Consider the following 23,641-nt stretch of genomic DNA (forward strand, 5'->3'; position numbering starts at 1 on the left):
TTTACGTTTTCTCCTTTTCCGGCTCCTCCGGCCTATGCCACTCCAACTCCAGCCCCTTGAACTGCTGCTCATTCAACTGCTGCATCTTCGGGATGGTCTGCTGGACAAGCGCAGACATCTCTGCATCCTCTGCCACAAGCGGCTGAACCTCCGTCAACACCTGAATCGTATCTTTGAGTGTCGGCTGCTCAAACATCGCCATCAGCATCAATTCCAGTTCATCAAAGCGTACATTGCTCATAACTCCATCCCTTTCTTTTTCGCTTTCTTCGGCTTATCCTGTTCCTGTGCAGGCTGCTCCTGTTTCTTGGCTTTCAGACTGCGCAGGGCATCCAGAACAGACTTTTTCGTACTGTTGCGTTCTTGCTCCTTGCTCTGCTGCCGTGCTGCCATCAGCTTTTCCATATCGGAAATAGCCTGCTGCACCAGCTTATCATCCCTGAAGTAGTTGATGGAATTGATGTTCTCCCGCTGCACTTTGTCATTCACGACCAGCTCATACATTCCAACAAAGCCGCCATCTTCCTCGATACAGAATCCAATGCACTTGTCGGCATTCATCCGTTCGGACGGAATCTTGTCGTAGGCTTCCAATGCTTCTTCCATTGTCAGATGGTCGTGAAACTCTCCAGCAAACGTGAACTCCAAACACTCCGCGACATAAAAGCTGAGCGTTTCTTCCGGCGCAGATCTTTCTGCGGCGAGTTTTTCTTTCAAAACTCCTGCCTGCTGTTCAGCCACCATATCGGCTTGTTCCCGCAGTTCCGCTGCATCCATGACCCTGCCCTGTGCTGCATCGCAGCTGAACTCTGCCAGCAGCTCCGTCATAGCCTCCTGCACAGGCTTATCTCCGTCCGTTTCGAGAATGCCGCCATCCCGTTCCGTGAAGTCCTTATTATATAAGGTATAGTCGAAACCATCCTCACAGGTCTGGATATAGAAATAGGCATCCGGCAATTCATAGGCCAACTCCACATCCTGCACAGCTAAGGCTCCCTGTAACGGCTGGACAACATGATTCTGGATATACGGGTTATCCCAGCCCGGAACCGTTTTATAGTCCTCTACGATGGTGTCAATGCCGTTCTTGCACTGCAAAATATCCAGTGAACCCGGCAGAGGATCAGGATTTTTCTCCACGCCCAAGGCTTTCATGTAATGGTTCGGAAGAGCCTGATACTGTGACATTGCATCATCCAGATTGCCGAACCGCTCAATTTTCAAAGGCGCGGCCTGCAAATTTTCGACCACATAGAACTGCTTTACGAAAGGCTGTTCCTGTTCTTTCTGTGCTTCCAGTTCTTCCCGGAACATCGTCACAAAGCCATCCAGAATAGCCGGGTGGCTGTCAACCACCCAATCCGTGCGGAAGGTCATGCGGTCTGCATTATGTTCCGGGGTGCTGACCTGCTCTGCCCATTCCTTATTGCTATGAGAAAAACGGCCATCATAGCTTTTGTGGTGCAGAGTATTCGCCAGAATATAACCCACACGCTCCATGCCGTACTGCTGCACAACCTGACTGACTGCATCGTCGCCAAGGTACATCCCGTCATAATTATCTGCAATCGCTTCATGGATTGCCTGCTTGCACTCGCTGTTCAGCCGATAGGAAATGCGGTATAAATCCACCTCGTCATTTTCTTTGGCATAGCTGAACGGCTCATAGTAGACAGGCACATCCGAATAGTCCTGTGCGCTGTTGTCCGGCACAGGCGCAGCCTTTTCAATGATCTCTGACACCACATCTTCTTTTTTCGGCATATTCCATTTTTCAGAGAGATATTTCTGCACGGCCTCCTGAAAATCTTCATCGAAGCCGTTCCACAAATCCTCTGCCACCAGCTTGCCCTGCTCATTGACTGCAACGCAGGCCGCCATGTCACCGTGTTCCTCATGCTCCAGCAGAAAGAACTTCTCGCCACCAATCTCCGTTTCATCAACAGCATACCATGTACCGATATGCCCCTCGACTGTGATGTGGTCGGAATCGCCATGGATCAGCACATTGTTTTTCTGCTGCTGTTCCTCCATGAACTCTCGCACGGTCAACTCTGCGCCTGTGAAGTTCAGTCCTTCCTCGCCAAGTTCCAGCCGCCCCTCTGCGCCAAGGTCAAGTTCTTCGGCCATCAGAACAGATGCCGCATGGTTCACCACCACAGTTTTCTCCACTGTAATAGGCTGGCCTGGGTCGTAGTCCGAACCGCGCAGATCATAGCGATATAAGCCCTCCGGCACATCTTCATCCCGCAGTCGGCCATTGCTGAAAAGACCAGACTTATCAAAGATTTCGATTTCCTGCAATTTTTCGTTCAAAAGGTTCTCTTTCTGCAAATCCATACTCCTTTCCTTGAAAAAATCCGGCAGTTCCGCAAAACCGATACTGTCCACATAGTAGGCTTTGACCGTACTGCCATCATTGAGTACCACTACATCACTAACCGACAGCGAATGCCCTGTAAAGTCTGCCGGACGCTGGATATTGAACCGTTCATAAATGCCATCCAGCGTATCCTTGTCCGTAAGCGGTGCGGCATAGATCAGGTCATAATCTGCACGGGCAACTGTCATGCCTTTCTTCTGCACATAGTCCAGTCCCATGAAACGGTAGTCGTGTTCCGGGTCACGCTCTGTGATCTGATAAATACCGAACTGTTTCTCACTGCTCTGCAGCAAAGATTCTTCTCGGCTCTTCTCCAGTTCCAGTTCTGCCGTTGCGATCTGGAACACATCACTTCCGCGCTCGATTTCTGCGCGTTCCGTAACAATCGTTGGCCGCAGACTTGTGCGGACTAAGTAGATCTGCTTTCCCTCATCGTATAGCTGCAGGGCTTGTTCTCTGGTGATGGGCGAAAACGGGAACTGCGGATATGTAAAATCATCTTCCAGATAACTTTCCTGCTGTTCCAGCAGAATACTCTGCCATACATCTGTTCGGATACCGAAAATACCGTCATGCTGTGCGATTTGTTCCTTGCTGGCAAACTCGCCTGCCGTACCATCCGAAAACAGAGGATAGATTTTTTCGCCAGCCCGATGCCATTCCAACGCAGCGTCTTTCATCAGCGGCAGCATATCATCCTTCCGATAACCATAGTCGTGCATTTCCGAAAGACCAATCATCCCATCCGGGAGATTTTCGATTTTCTCCTGTGCCTCGTACATCAGGCGGTTGACTTCTTCTTTGTCATCCTCGGCCAGTGCCGCCGCCAGACCGTTCACCAGTTCTTCCGTTGCAGCTCGGTCATCCAGCTTGAAAGAAAAATTCATGATGAGGTTTCGCTGTTCATCATCGAAAATCGTTTTTTCCTGCTCCTTATTGGCAATCAACTTTTCCGCATACTGCATCGCAGTCATACGCTCTGCGTTCCTTTCTGCGATTGCCGCTTCCAACTTTTCCAGAAAATCGGCTGCGGTCAATCGAATCGTATCCATCGAATCTTTCAGCTCCTTCATCTCCTTGCCGCTGGCCCAGCTTGCCACATACGGAAACGAATAATCGGACGTATCAATGCCCAGAGCCGAGCAGACCGTAAATGCAATACTTTCCGCTTCGGTCTCTTTCGTGAGCCTGTCTTTTTCTTCGCCGCGCTGTTTCATCAAATCGCTGTTATGCAGCATCGCATGAGCTACTTCATGAATCATCGTCTTGATGGTCTGGCTCTCGCCCATGCCGACCTGGATGCAGATTTCTTTCTCTATGTCACTGTAATACCCTTTGGCTTCCCCTTCGATTTCGTCAAACCGAATCGGCACAGGCGATACCTGCTCGATTGCCACCGTAAGCAGCGCATAGTCTTTGACACTGGCCGTCAGTTCGTTCACTTCCAACGACGGAATCGGTTCCCCATCCGTCTGCGATATATCAAAAACTGTCGTCAATCGGAACCTCGGAACCACATACTCCACACGTTCCATTTCCGGCTCGCCATTTTCGTTCAGCACCGCCAGACCCGTATCCTTGTTGATTTTCTCGCGTTCCTCGACCTCCTTAATGGGAGCCGGAGCAATGATCTGGATGCCTTTTTCGCCTTTTTTGACGTAGCGGTTAAACTTGTTTTTCCATGCGTTAAACCCTGCCACCAGTGTGGCATCAGGCCGCTGCATAGCGATCAGCAGCGTATTGTTGAAGCTGTAATTGTGGAATTTTGCCATCGTGCGTAGGTATGTCGTGTACATTTCCGATGTAAAAATGTCCTTTACGCCCTGCTCCAACCGTTCCGTGATTTCTTTCATCTGCTGTTTGCGGTCAACTGCCATGCAAGCCCTCCTTTTTCTTGACCCATCGTGTTTTCATCTGGCGCGGATATTGGTCAGCCTGTTTTGGTGCTTTTGCGCCGTTCCATTCCAAGCCTCCGGCTCTACCCTCACAGGTGTAGCCGGCAGCTTTCAGGGAGCTGCCATTCTCCGTGTCCAGAATGTAGGTAACAACTTTGTTGTAGCCCATGGCCCGTGCTGCACGGTATGCCGCCGCATACAAAATACTGCAAGCGTTCGGCGTTCCATTCGTACATAGACGGTTGACTTCCAGCGTGTAGCCATCGTCCAGACGCCGTGCCACAGGTCTGCCGCAGATAGCAACGCCTACCAGCGCACCATTGTCCGATACGCCGATTGAGAATTTATGCCCTCGCGTCGGTTTATGGTGGCGGTGATACTGCTGCACAAATGCGTTTGCCGTTTTCAGATTGATCGGTGTTAATGTCAGCAAATGCCCTCCTTTTTCAAAAATGCCCCGTTAGATTCCTTGCAGAGATCTAACGGGGTTATCCTATTTACAGTTCCATATCGTGACTTTTCCGCTTCTGGGATTTCTGCGGTTCTACGCTACGTTCTACCTGTTTTGCATGAAGCTGTGCCAGCACAGAGGGTTTCCGCACATTGTCCGCAGTGCGCTCTGCAACGCGGCCTGCGTAGTCCACAGGCTGACGTGGCTTATCTGCAACCTCGGTTTCGGCTGCATCCTCATCCACTCCCAGCGCATCCTCACTACCCTTTTCATCCATGTTGAGCAGAGAGTTCAGCTCCGCAAGACGCGCAGATTTTTCGGCCAGTTCCGCTTCCTGCGCAAAAGGACGTTTGGCTTCTTCCTTTGCCTGCGCCAACTGCTGTTCCAATGTTTCCAGTCTGCGTTCCACCTGCGGTAGTGTCCTTTCGATGCCTGCCAGTGCATTGGTAACGCGCAGGATATTACCCAGCGGGTCTTTGCCGACTTCCATCGAATAGTTCCACGCGCCCTTGATGGATAAGCGGAACACCTTATCAAAGTTGTCAAACCGGGAGTGCAATTCAAACGCACCGTAGCTGCCGATCCTGCCCTCGGTGCCTGCTGCTTTCAGAGCCTTGCAAGCCTCAATGATGGCTGCACCTGCTTCCTTGCGTTCGGTATACACCTTGCCGCTGATCTCCATAGAGAAGTGGTCTTTATCCTGCGCCAAAAGCGGTTTTGCCGCTTCCATGTCTGTTTTCAGAGCTTCAATCTGGCCCTTTGCCGCAGTAATTTCTCGTGGATAGCGGCGCGCAATATCCGATTCCAGACTATAAATCTGACTGGTGTGATTGGCTTTCAGCAGCTTCAGCTTGCTGACCTGAATATCCAAGTCCATCTTTTCCTTGATGTAGGGATTGCCCGTCGCCAGTGCCTTGATTTCGGCATAGGACAGCGCGGTGTCGTCCACATCATCGCAGGCGCGGACAGGTGATTTGGAAGTCATGATCTGAGAAATGAACTTCTGCTTATTTTCCAGAATCTGCCACATATACGAATCGAACGTATTTTCCGTGACGTAACGATAGATTTTCACCTGCTTATTCCGGTTTCCCTGCCGGAGAATACGTCCCTCCTGCTGTTCCAGATCAGACGGCTTCCACGGGCAATCCAGATGATGCAGGGCAATCAATCGATCCTGAATATTGGTTCCTGCGCCAAGTTTCGGCGTAGACCCCATCAGGATACGCACCTGTCCGGCACGCACCTTTGCAAAAAGCTCTGCCTTTTTGGTTTCCGTGTTGTACTCGTGAATGAACGCCACTTCCTCACGAGGAACACCTCTCGCCACCAGCTTTTCCCGCACATCATCATAAACATTGAATGTACCATCGGCTTTTGGTGTCGATAAATCGCAAAAAATCAACTGTGTTCCCTTGTCCGGCGCAGATTCTTCCCAGACCTTGAATGTATTTTCCACGCAGCGATTGACCTTGCTTTCCGGCTCGTCCGGCAGCATATCATTGATAAGCCTCTGGTCGAGTGCCAGTTTTCTGCCATCGTTGGTGATCTTCAGCATGTTATCGAACTTCGGATTCACGCTGCCGTTGCGTACAGCCTCGGCACGGTCTGCAAAGGAACTTACCATTTCTTCCTGTGTTTCGCTGGGTTTCAGCACTTCGTTAATGTACTCTGCTTGCGGCACAGGCAGGTTCAGCATATCTGCTGTCTGTACATCTGCGGATTCCTTGAACAGAGAAATCAGTTCCGGCAGATTGAAGAACCGGGCAAAACGTGTTTTCGCACGGTAGCCGGTTCCTTCCGGAGAAAGCTCGATTGCCGTAACGGTTTCACCAAAAGACGCCGCCCAATCGTCGAAGTGGCTCAGCCCCATCTTCTGCAGGGTATCATACTGGAGATACCGCATTATGGTGTACAGTTCCACCATCGAGTTGCTGACCGGGGTTCCGGTTGCAAAGGTCACGCCCTTGCCGCCTGTCAGTTCGTCCAGATACTGACACTTTGCAAACATATCGCTGGACTTCTGTGCATCCGTCTGGGCGATACCTGCGATATTCCGCATTTTTGTGTAGAGGAACATATTTTTATAGAAATGCGACTCGTCCACAAACAGACGGTCAACACCCAGTTCCTCAAATGTGACCACATCATCCTTTCTCGTCTGGTCGTTCAGCTTTTGTAGCTTTGCTTCCAGCGTTTTCTTTGTTTTTTCCATCTGCTTGACCGTAAAACTGCGGCTGTCCTCACTCCGGGCATCCGCCAGAGCCAGCGTAATGTCGTCAATTTGACGCTCTACAATAGCTTTCTGTCGTTCCGGGGAGAGCGGTACACGCTCAAACTGCGAATGACCGATCACGATGGCATCGTAATCACCGGTTGCGATACGGGAGCAGAACTGCTTTCGATTGCTGGGTTCAAAATCCTTTTTCGTTGCCACCAGCACATTGGCATTGGGATAGAGCCGCAGGAAATCTGCGCCCCACTGCTCCGTGAGGTGATTCGGTACCACATAGAGATTCTTCTGCGACAGGCCCAGCCTGCGGCTCTCCATGCCGGCAGCAATCATCTGGAAGGTCTTGCCTGCGCCCACGCAATGCGCCAGCAGCGTATTGTTGCCGTACAGAATGTGCGCTACCGCATTTTTCTGGTGCGGCATCAGAGAGATTTCCGGGGTCATGCCCTCGAAGCGGATGTGACTGCCATCGTACTCACGAGGACGAATCGCATTGAAAATCCGGTTATAGGTCGCACACAAATCCTCGCGGCGGTCTAAATCCTTGAAAATCCACTGCTTGAACGCTTCCCGAATGGATTCCTGTGCCTGCTGTGCAAGCATGGTTTCCTGTTTGTTCAGCACACGATGGTCGCCATCCGTATCGTGAATCGTATCGTAGATTTTGGTATCCCGGAGGTTCAGTGCATCTTCCAGCAGCTTATAGGCATTGACCCGCAGGGTTCCGTAAGTGTTGGTGACAAGCGGATTGCCGCGATCCAGCGACTTGCCCGAAATGTTCCATGCACCAGAAATTTCGGAATAGGTTGCCTTAATGTCAATCCCGGCATAGTAGTTCGGGGTCTTGAACACTTCTTTCATAAACTGCGTGATATACTCCGGCTTCACCCAGTTCGCACCCAGCCGCACTTCGATTTCCGAAGCATCCAGGTCTTTGGGCTGTACCCTTTTTAGGTAATCCACATTGATCTGATACTCTGCATGGTTCGCTGCAAAGGTTTCTGCTGTGGCCAGTTTTTCACGAACGTTGCCGGACAGGTATTCATCCGAGGTTTCCCACTGCTGTGTCACAGGATTTCGAAAAATCGCACCTGCCAGTTCATCCGTGATCTCCTGTTCCGGTTTACCGCAGAGCTGCACCATAAACGGTATATCCACCTTTGCTTTTTCTCCAATGGAAAGTGCCAGAGCTTCGCTTGGCGTGTCCACTGAGGTAACAGGCTCCGGCTTACGGATGGTGCGCTTGGTGAAAATATCGGCAAGCCGTTTGAGATTCTTCTCCTCATCCAGAATTTCCAGTGATGCCAGCAGACAATAGCTGCTGTCCTGTCGGAACGCCCGCTTGTTGGCCGTGCTGTTGATAAGGCCATACTGCGCCTTAAATGCGGTGTACTGCTGTTTCAGTTCATTCTGTAAAAGCTGTACTTCAGCATCCGAACCATCATGCAGCTGACAATCCAACAGCTTCCGGGTGGTTTCCCGCAGAGCGATCATGCCCAGCACCCGCTCTGCAGTTACGGCAGGCAGTTCCACCTTATTCATGAAAGAATTTTCACGGTAGTAAATCTGCCCATCTACGTTCGTAAAGCTGAAATTCTTCACGCTGGGGTCTGCCGGGATAGGTTCTTCCTGCACATCCAGTTCATCGTCGGAGATTTCCGGCTCCGTGATGGTGGCATGGATGTTGCCGACCGCCTCTTTTAACTGCTTGGCAAGGTCTGCGCCTTCGATGGGCTTGACCGTAGTTTCCTGCTTGCCATACTGAGTGCTTTCGGTGGTGATCTCCCCCAGCACCATCTCAGGATGCTTCGCAAAATACTGGTTGATGGAGTATCCTTCCGGCGTTCCGGCAAGGTCTACCCACTCTGCCCGCTCCACCGCTGCACGGTCACGCTTCTGCAGGAACAGAATGTCAGCAACCACGCCCGTGTTGGCATTGCGCTGGAACGCATTGTTCGGCAGTCGAATCGCGCCTACCAGATCGGCACGGTTGGCAAGATACTCACGGACAGAGGAATCCTTCTTATCCATCGTACCGCTGGACGTTACCACCGCCACCACGCCTCCCGGACGCACAAGGTCAAGGCTCTTGGCGATAAAATAATCGTGGATGAGGAAATTGTGGCGATCATACCGCTTATCCGGCACTTTGTAATTGCCGAACGGTACGTTGCCCACAACACAGTCAAAGAAGCTGTCCGGGAACTGCATCGTTTCAAAGCCCTGCACCGCAATTTTGTTTTTCTGGTACAACTGCTGTGCAATGCGGCCCGAAATGCTGTCCAACTCCACACCGTACATCCGAATCTTCTCCATGCTGTCCGGCACCAGACCCATGAAATTGCCTACACCACAGGATGGTTCCAGCACATTGCCTTTGGACAATCCCATATTGCCCAGGGCTTCATACATTGCCTTGATGACCGTAGGAGAAGTGTAAAACGCATTCAGGGTACTGGCGCGGGCTTCCTTATACTCATCTGCCGTGAGCAGGGACTGTAGTTCGGCATACTCTTTCGACCACTCCGCATTGCTTTCATCGAACGCCTGCGGAATGCCGCCCCATCCCACATACCGGGAAAGAATCTCCTGCTCCTCTGCAGTGGCCTGCCGTTGCTCTGCATCCAGCGTTTGCAGCACCCGAATGGCTTCCACATTGGCTTTATACTTTGTTTTCGGTCCTCCTGCGCCGAGATCATCGTCCGTAATACGGAAGTTCATAGATTCCTGTTTGGGCTGTACAGGCTGTTCTGTTTCTGCTTCACTGTCCAGCGGAAGATTGTGCTGCCGCCTTGCATGGTTGACCTCTGCCAGGGTCATAGGCTGCTGCGTCAGCGGTTCAAGGGCTTCCTCTGCCGCTGCGCGGCTGATGGCATCCGTTCTGTTCTGCACATCTGCGATCAGCTGCATCTGTTCCGGCGGAAACTCAGGATTGAGCAAATCTTCCAACTCTCCGCCCGATTCTGCCACCGAATAGATCACATCCATCTGCTCCGGGGAAAAATCCTCGTAAGCCACACCAGCATTATGCAGAGCCGTAAAGACTGTGATTTCCACCACTTCTTCCATCGGTACATCTGCCTGTTCATACACATGCCGAATGTACTCCAGTGGTTCCGTTCGGAAGGTCGGATACCGGGCTTCTTTCGCAAGGGTCATGTCCTGCAAACTGACCGTTCCCTGTTCAAAGTTGACCGAATTCACACGGAACTCTCTATCTTCCAGTTCGATGGTTGTGTTAATCGGTAAGTATTCCTCTCTGCGGAAATACTTTGTCTGCGCATAGGTTCCATCTTCCTGCTGGCCGGACAGATAGATACTCTCCCCCTGTTTCCAGAGCTTCATTGCCTGCGAAACCCACTGTTCACGCGGAAAACCAGATACCTCAACCTTGCCGAGTGCGGTTTCCTTTTCCAACAGCTTGCTGCCAAGAAGTTCTGAAACGCGCTTTGCATCCTCGCCGTAGAACTCAAAGTTACCGTGCTGCTCGTAGCCGACCAGTGCATCCGGGTAACGCTCTTTCAGCGCATTATACTCGTTGGCTTCATCCAGCGGCAGGGGCTGCAAGGTCGGCTCAACGGCCTTTTCTTCCGCTGCATACGGAGCCATAATGCCGCGCACCCACTGCGGTGCGTCCTTGCTATCCTGATACAGTGCAACGGCATCCCGTCTGTCCGTAATAACGTCCTGATAGGTGCGCTGGAAAATATCTTCCTGAATCCACTCTCCAAAGTGCGCCCATGTGTCGATAGCCTCGGAGTAAGTAGCATTTTCCACCTCGCCGGAAGCAAACAAATCCTTGATTTTTTCACGAATCAGATTTTCCGCTTCTTCCTCGGTGGTATCGCGGTCACGCAGCAGCGGATAGATTTCGCTGCGCTCTACCTTTTCCAGCAGCGTGTACAGACATTCTTTATAGACGCAGCGGCTGTCTTTCTGCGTGTGGTCTGCATCCAGTTTCAGGAAATCGTTCAGCGGATTCTTCGCCAGCGTTTCGCTATATGACGGTAACGGAATGACCCGGCCAGCCACCGCCGAATTTTCCATATCTTTCAGATAAACGTCGTAGGCATTAGAACGCTCAACGCGGTACAGATGGTCGTTTTCCAGATACAGAAAACTACCGTTTTCTCTGCTGTACGTTTGCTTAGGCTGATTTTCAAACGATTCTACTGCTTTTGCATCTTCTCTCGTTTGACGAATGACAGACTTTGCATCATTCAGACTGTTAAACGGCCCTGTTTCTGCTGTACCTGTTCCCGTTTCTTCGTCATAGTTGTAATGGTTATAGAACTTGCCATCAGGATATTGCAGAATTGCAATATCCTCGATATATCCCTCCTGCATCATCACCGTTGACTGATACCGCGCAACGACTTTTGCCTTTTGGGGTTTCTCAACCGCTGCGGCGGTTGACTGCTCTTTCGATTGCGGCTCCTGCTCCATGAAGTCAAACATGGACATCTGCCCCTGTTCAGGAACCGCAATCTCAACAGCCCTCTTCTTTTCCGGGAAAATCGTGTACGTTCCCTCGACATATTGGTGCAGGATAGAGAGGGATTCTGCCTTACGCTCATATTCTCCCGAATCCAGCGGCACGGACAGCAGTGCATTGTCCATCTGCTCCAGCAGTTCCACCGCCTGTTCAGGGGCTTCCAGCTTTTCAACGAGAGCCTTTCGTCCTTCTTCATGGTAAAGGTCTTGCGGATAAGGCCGTTCCACGTCGTTCGGCAGGTGGTGATAGAATCCCATCACACGCATTGCCATCTGTTCCCGTTCATAAGCAGGCATCCGGGAGTAGTCTGCCGGCTTCAAATACTCACTGTCACGGATAAGCTGGTCGATCCGGCCTGCGGCCTGATTCCAGTTCAGATGAACACTGGCATACGGGTTTCCGTATGAGCCACGCTCCAAAGAAATGCCCCTGCCATCGTGATCTTCGTGAGAATCATCTGCCCCGCAGAGTGCATGGCTGCTGCCACCGATTCCGTAATGGTCTTTCAGGAAGTCGGCCCGTTCTTTTTTGTCCTCATGATTCAGGAAGAACGAATAGATTGCCAGCCGACTGTCCGAATAATTGCTGCCTCGTGTGAAATAAGCGTTTATTTCATCTTCCGTGATGAACTTCTTATACTCATTCCAGTGAAAGCCATCCCGCGCCGAGTAGTTCTGATAAGGCTTTGCAAACTGCTGGAACAGAGCTGCCACTTTATCCGGCTTATAAAAGTGCATCCGCATCAGGTCTTTATCTTCGGCGTAGGCTTCCCCCAGCGCAGATAATCTGTCGTTTAGGTCAGTCAGAAAATCCGTATCATCCAGCAAGCCTGCCAGCCTGTCTGTCAGTTCCGGGAAACCGACCCTGAAGATTGCTGTATCCTGAAACACTGCTTCGGCAACACCGTCTGCCAAGTCACGTTCCATATAAGCCACCGTCTGCGCGTGTTCCTGCAAAGCATTCTGCCGTGCAGCATCCAGAACCGCCTGCGGCGCATACTCGCCCTGCCGGAGCAGTTCATGGATACGATTGCTCACATCCTCCCAGGATAAAAACGCATTGGCAATCGTACCGCCCCTTGCCGTGCTGCCTGCTGCAATACGCAGCCCTAAATCATCGAACCAGACCGCATACTTTGCACCGCCAATTTCAAAGCCTTTGCCGCCCGTACCATATTCGTTTTTCACGAACTCCGTGTATTCTTCCGGGGTTTTCTCGACCATAAAATTGTAGATCAGGCGCAGTTGGCCCTTGCTGCGGTTGCTGCCTGTGCGCAGAATTTCATCGACTACTTCAGGATCAAGTACAATCTCGTCCGCATACCGCGCCCGGATCGGTGCTTCAATGGCGCGGATCTGCTGTTCCACGGTCGGCAAATCAGGAAAAGAAAAAGCAGAGGCAATTTCTTCCTCTGCTTCGCTCAAATCCTGTTCTGTTGTCGGTTCGGTTAATTGTATACCAATTCCTTCAAGACGATTTCTTCTGCCATCGCCGTCAGGCTGTTCTGATGTGCCGCCCATGCCAGCGGGTCTTTCTCCTTGTTCGGTGCCGGAAACTTCTCGTTCAGACTGTCCAGCAGGGTTTCCACCCGGCTCTCCGCTGCTTCCTCGATCTGCGCCAGATGCTGGTTCAGCCTGCCGCTCATCAGCATACTCTGATACCAGTTCTTGCGGTTCTCTTTCAGGTACGTCCTGCGCAGCATCCCGTACTTCCCGATAATCTGCGGCTCGTCCTTCACGGCCAGATTCGGGAACAGATAATCTCCCTTGCGGTAATACGTCAACTCCATTTTCTTGTCCTCCTTTGGTCGTGTTTTCTTTGATTTCACACTTTAACGCGCTAAAGTCCGTATTGGTATTATACAAGCTGTCAACGGATTTTTCAAGCTGCTGCGTGATTTCTTTTTTGTAAATTTTCCGCATCTCTCGGCCAATGTCAAAAAGAACCGCTTCGCACTGTTCGGAAACCGCGTTGCCAAGGAACGACAGTACCGGCAGCTTGTTGAAATCCACGATACGGATAAAGTCATCATCGTCCAGCACATCCATAGGCTCCTGCCCGCAACGCCGGGAAAGCGTATAGAAGATACTGTTGGTCATCAGTTCCCGGAAGCGGACGCGGATGTTATCTTCGTCCAGTTCTTCCAGAAAAGTGCCTGCCACCTCATAGGCCAGACCGTCCATCGCTTCATCCAGATTGTCGGCGGTCAACTGCTGTGCCAGTTCCATCAGGGCAGTATTCATGCTGTCTGTCTGGGATAAACCATAGGTATCTGCCAGATGGTCTAAGATAGCCTGCTCATGCTCGTGGCTGTCCAGATTCCATAAGAGCGGTGTTTTTCCGCCGCGCACCAGATGAGTGTCAGCAATATCGAACACATACCGCAGCTTGGTACGAGGTCCGGTATCATCCAGAAGCGCGATGCCTTTTGCGCCACGGTTGACCCATCGGCTCATTTTCTGATTCCAGAGTTCCATTTCTGCGCAGGCGGTTGCATCGGGCCGCTGCGCGTGGATCAGGAGCGCATCGGTGAACGAATAGCGGTACAGCCGCGCCGCCACATCCAGATAACTCATCCAGTCCTGTGGCGAGTTACTGACATACCGGGCGTTCTGTTGCGCCAATTCTCGAATATCGTTAATCTGTGGCAAGGGTCAAACCTCCTTTACATTTTCGTTTGCATCGGTGTTTTAGGAAATTCCAGGCTGTACTGTGCGCGGCCATCTTCGACGCGCATCACAAGGTCAGCGGCGAATGTCTTATCTTTTTTCGCGGAATAAAAGTCTTTTACATGGGTGCGGCCTTTCTTCAAAAGGTCTACCGCCATCTTCTTGTCCAGCGTTTTTCTCATGCTGGACAAGTATCTGCTTTCTTTCCAGAGGGCAAATTTGCAGCTGCGGTCTGCACAACAAAAGCTGAGTTTGCTCTCATGTACAGGGTTTCCGCAGACCGGGCAACTTCCTACGCTTACCTTATTATAATAGGGAGCCGCCGCGACGGTAGGAATCTGCCGCAGGTCAGCCAGCATTTTATCGAGCAATCCGTGGATGCTCTGCATAAAATCATGGGGCTTGATCTCACCGCGCTCCATCCGCAGCAGGTCATTTTCCCACTCAGCTGTCATGCTGGCAGATTTCAGGTAGTCCGGGATATTGCGGATCGCGGCCACACCGTCCTCCGTGGGAATCATCTGCTTGCCCTTGCGCTGTACATAGCCGGAGGATACCAGCTTTTCCAGAATCGCGGCGCGCGTTGCAGGGGTTCCCAGACCTTTCTTCTCAGTGTCCTTTTCAAATTCTTTGTTGCCTGCCGTTTCCATTGCGGACAGCAGGGTATCTTCTGATACGTTTTGTCAAGGGTGTTTAAGAACTTTTTTCGCTGTCATTCAAAATCAGACGCTTGATTTTGTCGCTCATGGTTTCTTTGCTCGTTTCACTGAAATGGATTTTGACGCGGTAGGTGGTCTTTCCGATTTTCTTTATCATTACAGGTGGCGCGGCTTCCTTTACGGTCAGAGGGGAAGCGGTTGCGGGGGTGCTGCGGTTGCTGGTGTCGTTGTTCATAGGCTCTCCTTTCCATGAGAAAAGCCCCATGCGGTCATACATGGGGCGGTGGTTTTGAGGTTGAAGTGGCGAAGTGGCAAAGTGGCAAGGTATCTGGGTTTTGCCACTTGGATTTTGCCGTTTCACTTTTTAAGAGCGTGATACCATGCCGCGCCAATGCGCTTTGAGGTAATGCGCCCGTCAAGGTTTTTCTTTGCCGCCCGGACAGTACGGGCAGAAATCCCCGCGTCGGCTGCGGCTTTCTCTATGTCCTCGCTGGCAAGCTCTTTTCCGTCTGCCAGTAGGTCAAGTATCAGCTTTTCAGCCTGTTCGGTTTTTGTGGCGTTGTTGCCGCCCGCGCCGGACAGCAGCTCGTCGGCAGTTATATCATATTCGCCTATCCACTCAAAGCCTGTTTCCGGGTCAAGGCAAAAGGCAACGGGCTTTCCCTCCGGCGCAAGGGAAGATTTGTCGTGAATGATAACGCGCACATTCGGCTCACGCTTCACGCGCCCGATTAAAAGGACGCTCCTTGCTGCGGCTCTAAAGTCGATAGAACCTAAGCCCCTGTATGCGCTCTGTCCTCCGGCAGCTTTGTTGAGATGTCCGATAAGGATAACGGCGCACCCGGTACGCTCGGCAACATCAGCAAGGCGGCGGAACATGGGGCGCACTTCGTTTGCCCGGTTCATGTCGGTCTTTTCGCCCATGTACGCCTGTATGGGGTCAAGGATAATCAGCCGCGCCCCGTTCTGCGTAATTGCTTTCTCTATGCGCTCATCGGAGAGGGTAAGCTCCCGCTTGGCTTCATCAATCACAAGCACGCGGTCAAGGTCGGCTTCTGCTTCTATCAAACGGGGCTTAACGGTATCGCCCAAACCGTCCTCGGCAGTCTGGTAAATCACTTGAAATGGCGGCAAGGGTTTCATTCCCGGCAGCGTTCCCCCGGTGGTGCAGGCGGCAGCAAGGCGTAGGGCAAATGTGGTCTTGCCCTCGCCGGGATTGCCTTGCACAATGGTTACTTTCCCAAAGGGAATATACGGCTCCCATAGCCATTCAACGGTCTGTGTGTCAACCTCGCTCATGCGGATAATCTCAACGGTTTCTTCCTGGGTTGGCTCTTTCAAGCCGTAAATCGCTTCCCGGATATACTTCCCGTCCGCGATTTCTGCCCGGTGCTGCAATACCTCGTTCCAGTCCTTGTAAAGCGGCACAAGGCGGTGGACGGTCAAGCCCTCCGGCACAAGCTCCGCAAGGCGGCTGCAAGCATCGCTTCCGGCGTTGTCGTTGTCAAGGCAGAGGTAAACGGTCTTGATGTTCGGGCGGTCAGAGAGAAAGCGGAGCAGGGCTTTTTCGCCCACGCCGCCCAATGACAGGTAGCTTTGCTTCTGCCAATCCTTTTTGAACAGGCAGAGAAAAGAGAGCAGGTCAACGGGGGCTTCAAAGACAAACAATCTTTCGCCCTCGCCTCGGTAGCAGAAGTTAAAGGCTTTGTCGCTGCCTTTCACATCAAGCCGGAAGCTGCCCGTTGTTCCGCGCTGGTGGGCGTACCTCGGTATGCCGTTTTCATCTCTGCCGACAAATACGGCGTTATGGTGGGCGACTTCCTCGTAAATATCGCCGCTGGCAAAGAAAAAGCCCGTCACATCTTCATCAATGCGGCGGGCTGCTGTGAGGTAGTTCCTCGCTATGCGGTTGTCGGTGCTGCGGGGCGGCAGTCGGAAGTCAGAAATGGGCGCGGGGCTTGGTCTGTCCAGCGGCGGGGCTGCGCCTTTTTCTCCTGTCAGCATTTCAACGGCTTCGGTGAAGCTCTTGCCGAAAAACTCCATGACAAAATCAATGGGTGCGCCGCCCTTGCTCTGGCTGTGGCGATACCATTTGTTTTCCCGGACGGTCAGGCTGTCGTGCCGCTTCCAGCGGTATTCCTGTCCGGCGCGGATAAGCTGCTCGCCCTGTCCTTGCAGAAAAGAAGCAAGGTCGGCTTGGTTGGCGCGGTCTATCTGTTCTTGGGTGTAATACATAAAAGTTCAACTCCTTTCAGCGGTCTAATTCGTGCCGCTTGGTGTGGGTCTGCGCCTGCTCCGGTTGGTCGGCGCGGAGTGCAATATCCACGCATTTGCGGATTTTTTGAAGCTCTGAAACATTGGTGCGGGTATCTTTCAGTTTGGTATAATCGCTGTCCCTCTGTGTTTTGAGGTCAGCATATTCCTGTTCCCATTCCGCAATAGGCAAGGTCTTTGTTCCTTTCGGCAGATTTGCATGGAGATAGCGGCTTGCTGCGTTCCATAGGGTCAGCTCGGCGCGGTGGGCTTCCTCGTACTTGTCGCGCTTGTTTGTCCAGCCGTTTTGCAGCTTTTTCAGCTCATCGTGAATGGGCTTGTACTCTGTATAGTTCTTCCCGTATTCAATTAGCTTTTGCAGCTTCTTCATGCGTTCCTCGGCGGTTTTCATTCCCTCCCGGATTGAATAGGCTCTATCACTGACAGAGGAAAGAGAAGCGTCCAGCTCGTCAAGATTAGAGATACCATGCTCGGAAAGATAGTTGACCGCTGCCGCTATGGTTTTCAGTTCATCGGCTGTGTGCTGTTGTTGCCAACTCTGCGAATACTTCCGGCTCTTTTCTCTCTGAACGCTCAAATACTTCATCAACAGATTTGCAAGGTTGGGAGATTGCGGCGGCTGTTCTGGGGCGGTTTCCCGCGCTTTGAACAGGTCGGCAATCCATTCCTTGAGCTTGCTAATCTGCGCCCGGATTTCCCGGATAAGGCGGTTTGTCTTTTGAATACTGCGGTTCAGTTCGCCTTTCTCGGTGGCGATACCTTTCTTCTCCATCTGGCAAGCCGCCACGCCCATGTGGACGGTGGGTATTTCGTCTATGCCGCGCTCGGCGTTGCTGCGGTGGTCGATACGCTCCGGGCTTCCGTTCCTCTCCAAAAAGTCGTTGGTATAGTCAGCCCATGCCCTGCGCCACAAGAGGGTGTTGTCCTTGTCGTTCCAGCCTGTAAGGTCAACTTTGTGGGTTTTGTATCTGCCGCTTGGCAAGCGGATACGCTCGCCGTTCTCGTCAAGGTCATATTCCTTTTTGGATTTCGCTGCCCATGTGCCGCGCTCGTCAAGGGGGCGCATAGTCAGCATGATATGACAATGGGGGTTGCCGCTGTCGGTGTCGTGAATGGCATAATCAACGCACATTCCTCTGGAAACAAATTGAGAGGAACAGTATTCCCGGACAAGCCGGATCTGTTCCTCTCTGGATAATTCTATGGGGAGTGCCGCGTCAATCTCTCTGGCAAGCTGGGCGTTCCCGGCTTTCTCGTAAAGCTCCACGCTGTTCCACAAGGTTGAACGGTCAGAGAAAGAGGGCAGGGCATGGAGCGGCAGCATGATTTCTGTATGGACAACACCGCCTTTGCGGGTGTAGTCGTGGGTCATTCCGTCCCATTCGTTTGTCAGCTTTTCGCCGCTTCGGTAGGCGGCAGCGGCAACGGCTGATTTGCCTTTCCCCCGGCTCACAATGCCGATGTTCCAATGGTAAATGGCTATGGGTATCACCTCCCGGATAGGATAATAAAACCCGCAAAAATGGTACAGACGCCAACGGCGGGTGTACTGTTTTTGTGGGTGTGCAGGGATAGCCGCGAAGCGGCGCAAGGGGTGCAGCCCCTTGTTGCGGCAAAGCCGCCATATCGGAGCGCGGGGAACTCTCCCTGTGCGGAGATAAGCCCTCGGCAGAGCGCACACGCCCGCAAGGGTGTATAAGTGCGCCCTTTGTTCCAAAGGGATTATTCTGGGTTCCCATCCTCGGCTCGTTTTTTCAAAAACTCCTGTGCTGGCTCGCTCATCAAGGCAAGCCGTAAAAAGGCTTTCGCGTCCTCGTCCGGCATGGCAATCAGCTCCGGCACAAGGCTCTCCATGAAGCCGCCGCGCTTACAAAGCCTGTGGTTTCTCGCCTTGCGTTCCTCGACGGATAGCTTCTGCTTGATGATTTTCTCCCGGTTTTCAAACTGCCGGATTTTCTTCTTGCCTTCCTCAATCTCGGCGGTCAATTCCTCACGGGTTTTCTCCCTCGGTTTCGTCATAGCTGGTCGCTCCTTTCTGCCCGTAGGCATGGAAAAAGGGCAGTCGATTTTCTCGGCTGCCCTTGTGGATAATATATTTAGTTTTAATAAGCAGAACTTATAATTTCAAAGCTTAAATTCATATCAGCATTTGCGGCTTTTTCTTCATTTTCTATTGGTTGTATCACAAATTCAAATGTAGGCTCATAGTCCCCGTCCTGCAAGGTTTCTCCACCCAAAATCTCGATATGATACCAGCCATTTGCAAGTTCGACAATTGGCTTTTTATTCTGTCTGTAATAAGAAATTAGAGTTTTCACTTTTTCGGGAGTAAACTGTTTTAATATGTGCCATGTAAAAAGCATAAGCATATTATTATCCACTTTGAGGGAATAACCACTCCTTCTAAACTGCAATCGGCTTTCCCCTTTGCACAACTCCGGTTTATCACCAGAGAGATTAAACAATACGGTATAAGGATAGTTTTCAATGCCACTCATGGGGATAACAATACCTTCACTAAAAGCCCTATCCCCACTTTCATTTGTGGTAAATTCCGTTGCCAAATCGTCTGAAAGATTATTGGCTCTTTTCCAACTTTCCAGTAGTAAAATGTCACCAAGAATAAAATAATTAACAAGATCGTTTAATACTTCCGTAAACTTATATATCATAGTAAACCTCCTCAAAATTTCGATTTGTTGTTCTTTTTTCAAGAGAAGTATAGCACAGGATTATGAACAAATCCACCTCATTTCAGTCTGCTGGCGGCATTGTTTTCCTTGGCAAACTGCCGCGCTGCTTCCCGCCGTTCCTCACTGTATGGGGCGGTCAGACGGAAAGAGAAGCGGCCTTTCTCAATATCAAACTCCATGCAGCCCGTTTCCGGGTCTGCGTCGGTCTGCTGGCAGATCGCCGGATAACGGCGGCTGTATGCAAGCAGACGCTTCTTCAAGGCGGTGTTGTGGGTGCGGATATGGATAAGGGGGTCTTTCTCGTCAAACCAAATGTCGGTGGTCTTTTCCCGCTTGGTAAGCCCTGTTCTCATAAGCTCTCCTTTCTGCGCCCCTGTTATGCAATAGGGGCATTTTTCGGGTGTTTTCTCCGGCTCTTGACTTGGAGAAAACGGCGTTTTTGACGATAAAAACCGCCCGGACGGGGAATGGTTCGTCAGGGCGGCTGTTATCGCAAGATTTCTGTTTTTTCCGGCTCTTGACTGTCAAGCATAGATTAGCTCATATTTTACGATTTCTTCTGCCTGTGCCTTGCAAGCGTTCATCAGCCCTACCCACTTCATAGGCGCGGCGGCTTTCAATTCCTCGGTGGCTCCCGCGCTCTTGGCAAGCTCCGGCATGATAAGGTCAATCAGGCTCCGCGCGGCTGCGTCAATCTCCGCACAATGCTCATACAGTTTTTCACTGGCAACAAGGGCGGTGTAGAGATCGGGGCGGTAGCCCTCAAGATAGGCTTTCCGCAAGTGTCCATAATGCCCGATATAGGGCGGTCTGGCGGGTGAAGTAGTACCGTTGTCAATCAATCTTCTCATGCGCTCTTTTCTCCTTTCTCGTCTGCGACAGGGGGAAGTTTATGGGGCTTTTGCTCCTGCTCCCGTTCCCACTGTTCTCTCCATTGTCTGCGTTTTTTCTCCATATAGCGGCGGTTGTATTCAGCTTTTTTTGCTCTGCGCCGTTCCTGCTCTGCCAATGCCGCTTTTTCTTCCTCTGTCAGTACGATTTCCTCATGGGGGATTTCTACCTTGCCGACAAAGTTAAAGAAAATCTCAACCTCCTGTGTGCGGCTCGCCCCTTTTCCCTCGGCTTGGTGGACAAGGATTTTTTCAACAAATTCATTTATCATGGCGGGGGTAAGCTCGGAAAAATCCGTATATTTTTTGACAAGGGCAAGGAATTTTTCAGCGTTGACGGTTTCCCGGCTTATACGGTCAAGCTCCTGCTCGTCTTGGGTAACGCTCTCGGTTAAACTCTCTAACTCCGCTTCAAAATCATGCAGCATTTGTTCAAAGAGCTTATCAGAAAGTCTGCCGTTTACATTGTCCTCATAGAGCTTGCGGATTAAGCGGCTCAATTCGTCGGCTCGTTTCTCGCTGCGCTGTTTTCTCTGCCGGATTGCCTTTGCCGCTTTCACCTGCCGCTCGCTGGAAGCAGAGCAGACCTGCTCCATAAATGCCGCTTCATTGTTCAGCGCGTAGTCGCATACTTCCTTGATAGCTTCAAGCAGAAGCTCATTTACAACGGCTGTGCGGATAAGGTGCGTCGTGCAGTATCTATTATAGTGCTGGTTGCCTAAATCATAACGGGAACAGTTGTACTCGTCGCGTTCTGGACGCTTCCTGCCGTTGGGTCGCCCCGCCCAGTCCCGCGCCAGTCCAGCCCCGCCCCTGTGGTTATACATCTTAGCCCCGCAATCCGCGCAAAACATCAAGCCCGTTAAAGGATTTGCCGCGCCTATGGTGTCCGTCCGGCGTATCGTTTTCCGCAAGCTCTGGACGCGCTCCCATGTTTCCTTGTCAATAATAGCTTCCTGCGTATTTTCAAAAATGACTAAATCCTCTTTGGGTGTCATTCTGGAGCGTTTGTCTTTGTAGCTTTCTTTATAGGTGCGGAAGTTTACTGTATGCCCCATATACTCCGGCTTGGATAGAATATCGGCAACTGTGCCGCCACGCCATGTGTACCGTTCAGCGGGGTTAAAATTAGACTGATGTTTCCCCACGCCGCGCTGTGCAAGATAATAGGACGGTCTTTCAACCTTTTCCAAAGCAAGGATACGGGCAATTTCATACGGGCCTTTGCTCTCCAACGCCATACGGTAAATCCGGCGTACTACCTCGGCGGCTTCCTCGTCGATAATCCAGTGGTCTTTGTCATTAGGGTCTTTCTTATAGCCATAAATACAATGGCTGTTTGTATGCTTGCCGGACATTCCTCTTGCGTGGAGAACGCTTGTTATTTTTCGGCTGCTATCACGCACATACCATTCGTTCATAATATTCAAAAACGGGGCAAACTCGCTGCTTTCGCGCTTGTCGCTGTCAACTCCGTTTGCTATGGCAATAAAACGGACGCCCCGCTCCTTGAACATGACTTCTGTGTAAAATCCCACTTGCAGATAATCTCTGCCGACACGACTTAAATCCTTTACCAGTACATAGCCGATTTCGCCGCTTTCAATTCCCGCAATCATGCGTTTCCAGTTCGGACGCTCGAAGTTTGCCCCAGACCAGCCGTCATCGGTAAAGTGGACGCAATTCGTAAAGCCATGTTCCCTTGCATAATCTTCAAGCAGTTTCTTTTGATTGATTATGCTGTTGCTGTCGCCTGTGAGGTCGTCGTCGCGGCTCAACCGCTCATATAATGCGGTTATCTTGCCTTTATCAGTTTTCCTTGCTTTCATTATGATTTCTCCTTTCTATGGGCGATTTCTTATCCCCCTTTCATAGCATATAACTTCGGTGTAGACTTTCGGCGGCGAAGTAAAGCCCTGCTTTTTCTCTGCCCGTACCACAGGAAGAAACATTCCCTGCTCCATCTTTTTCGGAAGCGGTACATCTTTGTCCTTTTCCGGCTCTGCAAACGGAACAGGCTTTGCCGTGTATCCGGGCTGCAGAACATCCTTATATTTTGCCGTGAAGTTCCTGCCCTGGCAGCATACCGTCACAAGCACATCCTCATAGATAAACGACGGCTGCACGGCCTGCACCAGTTTCCAGATAATAAGCGAAAGAATCTTCTGCTTGGTTTCGGACAACTTTTCCTTATTACACTTTGCGCCCTGCATCGTCGGCAGGATCGCATGATGGTCTGTGACCTTGCTGTTGTTGATAACGTAGCTCACATCCACGGTCTGGCCATCCAGAGCCAGCACCAGAGATTCCACCGTCTTGCGCATATCCTCGGTCACAAACTGGCTGTCCGTTCTGGGATATGTCACCAGTTTTTCTTCATACAGTTCCTGCGCAGCCTGTAAGGTCTGGCTGGCGGTCAGGCCGTAGTATCGGTTTGCTTCTCGCTGTAAGGTTGTCAGATCATACAGCTTCGGAGGTTTCTTTTCCACCCGTTTGCGTTCAATGCTGCCAACCACAGCACACTGTCCATCGCAAGCTGCCTGAACGGTATCGGCATCCTGCTCCTGCGCCATCTGTTCCGATGCCGCCACGACACCCGCACCGGACAGTTCCACTTTATAATAGGGTTCCTTTACAAAGTTCTGGATTTTGGTCTGCCGTTCGGCCAGCATCGCCAGCGTCGGGGTCTGCACACGGCCAATGGTCTGTTTTCTGCCGTACTTTTTCGTAAAAGCGCGGGTTCCATTCATGCCGATCAGCCAGTCTGCTTTTGCCCTGCACTCGGACGCTGCAAACAGATTATCATACGCCGCACCATCTTTCAGGTTTTCAAAGCCCTGCTGGATGGCGGCATCCTCCATGCTGCTGATCCATAGCCGCTTGATGGGGAGTTTGCTTCCGGCAAGAGCATACACACGGCGGAAAATCGCTTCACCCTCGCGCCCTGCGTCTGTAGGATAGTTCTCGGAGGTGACTTTTCTGACTTTGTTACTCGATGG

At 51.4% G+C, this 23,641-nt stretch carries 14 protein-coding genes and 1 pseudogene; all 15 read right to left on the minus strand.

Going from position 1 to position 23,641, the window contains the following annotated elements; genetic code table 11:
- Position 1 precedes the first annotated feature (1 nt).
- Complete coding sequence (locus tag DWY95_RS07775) at positions 2-241, minus strand: transposon-transfer assisting family protein (protein ID WP_118553044.1); 240 nt, start codon at positions 239-241, stop codon at positions 2-4.
- Positions 238-4,260, minus strand: coding sequence for a DUF3849 domain-containing protein (locus DWY95_RS07780; protein WP_118553045.1), 4,023 nt, complete (start codon positions 4,258-4,260; stop codon positions 238-240). Before DWY95_RS07780 ends, DWY95_RS07775 begins: the two co-directional genes overlap by 4 nt.
- Positions 4,250-4,711, minus strand: a complete 462-nt coding sequence (locus DWY95_RS07785; protein WP_112148186.1) for an XF1762 family protein — start codon at positions 4,709-4,711, stop codon at positions 4,250-4,252. The genes DWY95_RS07780 and DWY95_RS07785 overlap by 11 nt, the downstream gene beginning before the upstream one ends.
- Before the next feature lie 64 nt (positions 4,712-4,775).
- Entirely contained in the window at positions 4,776-12,977 is an 8,202-nt protein-coding gene (locus DWY95_RS07790; RefSeq protein ID WP_243082656.1) for a DEAD/DEAH box helicase family protein, read from the minus strand.
- The gene (locus DWY95_RS07795; protein ID WP_117449890.1) at positions 12,905-13,246 is read right to left on the minus strand and encodes a TnpV protein; all 342 of its coding nucleotides are present in this window, start codon (positions 13,244-13,246) and stop codon (positions 12,905-12,907) included. Before DWY95_RS07795 ends, DWY95_RS07790 begins: the two co-directional genes overlap by 73 nt.
- Positions 13,247-14,122: 876 nt before the next feature.
- Positions 14,123-14,791, minus strand: a pseudogene (locus DWY95_RS07800) (DNA topoisomerase); the annotation flags it as partial.
- Between the two features lie 28 nt (positions 14,792-14,819).
- Positions 14,820-15,020 (minus strand): transposon-encoded TnpW family protein, encoded by a 201-nt coding sequence (locus DWY95_RS07805; protein WP_022473970.1) that lies wholly within the window; start codon positions 15,018-15,020, stop codon positions 14,820-14,822.
- A 122-nt stretch (positions 15,021-15,142) separates the two neighbouring features.
- Positions 15,143-17,020, minus strand: a complete 1,878-nt coding sequence (locus DWY95_RS07810) for an AAA family ATPase (protein ID WP_118553047.1) — start codon at positions 17,018-17,020, stop codon at positions 15,143-15,145.
- A 16-nt stretch (positions 17,021-17,036) separates the two neighbouring features.
- Positions 17,037-18,542, minus strand: coding sequence for a MobQ family relaxase (mobQ, locus tag DWY95_RS07815; protein ID WP_243082662.1), 1,506 nt, complete (start codon positions 18,540-18,542; stop codon positions 17,037-17,039).
- A gap of 239 nt (positions 18,543-18,781) precedes the next feature.
- Positions 18,782-19,078: a DUF3847 domain-containing protein gene (locus tag DWY95_RS07820; RefSeq protein ID WP_118553048.1), complete on the minus strand. Its 297-nt coding sequence runs from the start codon at positions 19,076-19,078 to the stop codon at positions 18,782-18,784.
- 83 nt (positions 19,079-19,161) lie between these two features.
- Positions 19,162-19,731, minus strand: a complete 570-nt coding sequence (locus DWY95_RS07825; RefSeq protein ID WP_117534723.1) for a hypothetical protein — start codon at positions 19,729-19,731, stop codon at positions 19,162-19,164.
- A gap of 77 nt (positions 19,732-19,808) precedes the next feature.
- A complete protein-coding gene (locus DWY95_RS07830) occupies positions 19,809-20,105 on the minus strand; it encodes a hypothetical protein (RefSeq protein ID WP_117534722.1) in 297 nt (98 codons plus the stop codon).
- A 171-nt stretch (positions 20,106-20,276) separates the two neighbouring features.
- Positions 20,277-20,603 (minus strand): TnpV protein, encoded by a 327-nt coding sequence (locus tag DWY95_RS07835; protein ID WP_118553049.1) that lies wholly within the window; start codon positions 20,601-20,603, stop codon positions 20,277-20,279.
- Positions 20,600-22,471, minus strand: coding sequence for a recombinase family protein (locus DWY95_RS07840; protein ID WP_118553050.1), 1,872 nt, complete (start codon positions 22,469-22,471; stop codon positions 20,600-20,602). The genes DWY95_RS07835 and DWY95_RS07840 overlap by 4 nt, the downstream gene beginning before the upstream one ends.
- 15 nt (positions 22,472-22,486) lie before the next feature.
- Positions 22,487-23,641: DNA topoisomerase (locus DWY95_RS07845; RefSeq protein WP_243082658.1), on the minus strand; the 1,155-nt coding region annotated here is incomplete at its 5' end.

The organism is Faecalibacterium sp. AF28-13AC (assembly GCF_003478405.1).
Lineage (GTDB): Bacteria > Bacillota > Clostridia > Oscillospirales > Ruminococcaceae > Faecalibacterium > Faecalibacterium prausnitzii_E.